General features: G+C 22.7%; 2 protein-coding genes and 1 pseudogene. All 3 read left to right on the top strand.

Annotated features, from left to right (window positions below):
* The coding region (locus ACOTVC_RS08520; RefSeq protein ID WP_421628325.1) for a hypothetical protein at positions 1–685 on the top strand (685 nt) is incomplete at its 5' end.
* Positions 686–768: 83 nt separating this feature from the next.
* Positions 769–1,536: a hypothetical protein gene (locus tag ACOTVC_RS08525; protein WP_421628326.1), complete on the top strand. Its 768-nt coding sequence runs from the start codon at positions 769–771 to the stop codon at positions 1,534–1,536.
* A gap of 371 nt (positions 1,537–1,907) precedes the next feature.
* Positions 1,908–2,372, top strand: a pseudogene (locus ACOTVC_RS08530) (hypothetical protein); the annotation flags it as partial.

Raw genomic sequence — 2,372 nt, forward strand, 5'->3', positions numbered from 1 at the left:
ATATGCTAAGAATTTAAGCAAAGAAAACTATAATCAAGAAAAAGCTACACAAATGATTATTAAAAATCTTAAGATGATACAAGCTAGTATTGAAGATGTAAGAACTTTAACTATTTATTCATTCCTAGATGAAGATGAGGAACTTTCAAGAAAAGCTAGTCGAATTGTTTTAAATTTAAATAACGATATTATATCCTATCTTTTATACAATGAAAGAAATATCACAAATCATAAAACTTATTTTTTATTTGATAAGGAAAGATTTAAAGTTTTTGAAGATTTTTTATTTTTTCTAAATACTCGTTTAGAAGAGGATTTTTTGAAAAAAAATGATAATGATTTTGAAATAATAGAAATTGTAACATATATTAATCTATTGATTGGCTTAGATGGTGCGTTTGCTAATAATATATACCTAAGAGAACTTTCCATAGCTCCTGTTTGTGATTTAGATAATCCCAAAACCATAGCAATTCTAAATGGCATAGAAAAAATTAATATTGCAGTTGATAGATATATCAATCTTATAAATTCAAAAATTAAATTTATTGCCTATAAAGATGATTATCTTAAAATGAAAATAGAAAATATAAACAATAATTATCCAAAACTCAAACTCGGTCAAAAACAAATCAATCAACTCGATACCCTACAATCTAAACTAAAAGAATGCACAAATGAATGAGATAGAACTTAACACTCAAAATAAAACCTAAAACGAAATAGAAAAAGACACAAAAACTATTTTTAGAATATCAAGGAATATAAATGAAAAAACCTTTTTATAAACTTAAAAGATTTTATATACCCTGTGGTTTACTTATAGCTTTGATTATTTTTATAAGCTTAGCTTATCGTCCTTTAGGGCTTATCTTTTGGGATAAGTATAATCATGAAAAAGAATATCAAAATGCTAAAGATATATACAAACTATTTAAGAGCAACGAAGAAGAATTTAAAAAAGTTTTTGTAGAACAAAACTTAAATCAAGAATTAAAACTTAATCAAAAAGAACTATTAAATTATATGCATAATTTTAAAAAAGATTTTAAATTTATGCAAATTTTAGGTTTAGACAATGCTTATTTGGTAGCTCTTAGAAATAAAGTAAGTATATTTGGAAGAAAAAGTGAAACTAATCTTAATTATTTTTATCTTGCTTCTAATAGCACTACCAATTTAAACGAAATGAATAATTTTATAAGCATTATGGATAGATATATCATTTTTATTAACAAAATAGATGCATTGCCTGACACTTATGCACTTATGAAAATAGCCTTTAATGCTGATTATTTTCTTTTTAATTTAATCCCATTTGCTTCAAGCCTAGATAAAAACTTTATGTGTTCTATACCTCAAAAAGAACAGTTATTAGAAAATATGATTAATTCTTATAAAAAAATGAATTTATTATATAAAACAAAACTAAAAACCGAAATTCAAGAAATGATATACCCAACAATATATAAAGCAAAAAGATATAATTATTTCATAAATATTGCTAAAGGAAGATTAAATGCATGCGGAAAATAATTTAAATTTTAAAGATAATTTTTAAATTATATAGGAAAAATAAATGTCTATTTATAAAGAATGCGAAGTTTGTAAAACAAAAATCAATAAATTACAAAATGCATCAAATGTATTTTTATTGGGTTTTGGTAAAGAACTAGTTTGTAAAAAATGTAAAGCCAAATATAAAGCAAATTCATTATTTATTTTTTTATATAGCATTTTTAATGATATTTTAATTTTGTTTATATTATGGAATTATTTTATGGATTTGTTAGAATTCTTTCATTTAAATACAAATTTAAAAATTATTTTTTCAATAGTTTTTTATTTATTTTATAAAATTATTTTAGTATATTTTATCTATTTAAATAAAATAAAGGACTAATAAAATGTCTAACAATAAGAATATTTTGCAACATATTGATGATTTAGTAAATGGTATATTTGACTCTACAGTTATGACGGCTTTAGAATTTGGACATTTTGTAATAAAAATTATTGGAGTTGAAAATATAATTTTAGATGATAACACAAAACAAGATGAAGCTATTGAACAAGCCGAAGTCTTTTATAAAGCCATTAAACTTATAATCTCAAATGATCAAATTAGAAAGCAAACATTTCAATTCTTAAAACAAGATTTTCAAAAACAACCGTTATACTATATTGGGAGTATAGTTGGACCAGGTGCTGTGGTTTCTTTAATCAAAAAACCAACGCAAAAAATTCTTTATTTCAGTGCAAATAAAACTCAACAAGCATTTAATCTTTCCAATAACTCTCTCTACCCCTACTACAAAAACATACAAAATTCCTTTGCTCCTTTATGTTCTATAGATAATAAAAATAGTAAT

Source organism: Campylobacter sp. GB48 (assembly GCF_049221845.1).
Taxonomy (GTDB): Bacteria; Campylobacterota; Campylobacteria; order Campylobacterales; family Campylobacteraceae; genus Campylobacter_D; species Campylobacter_D lari_C.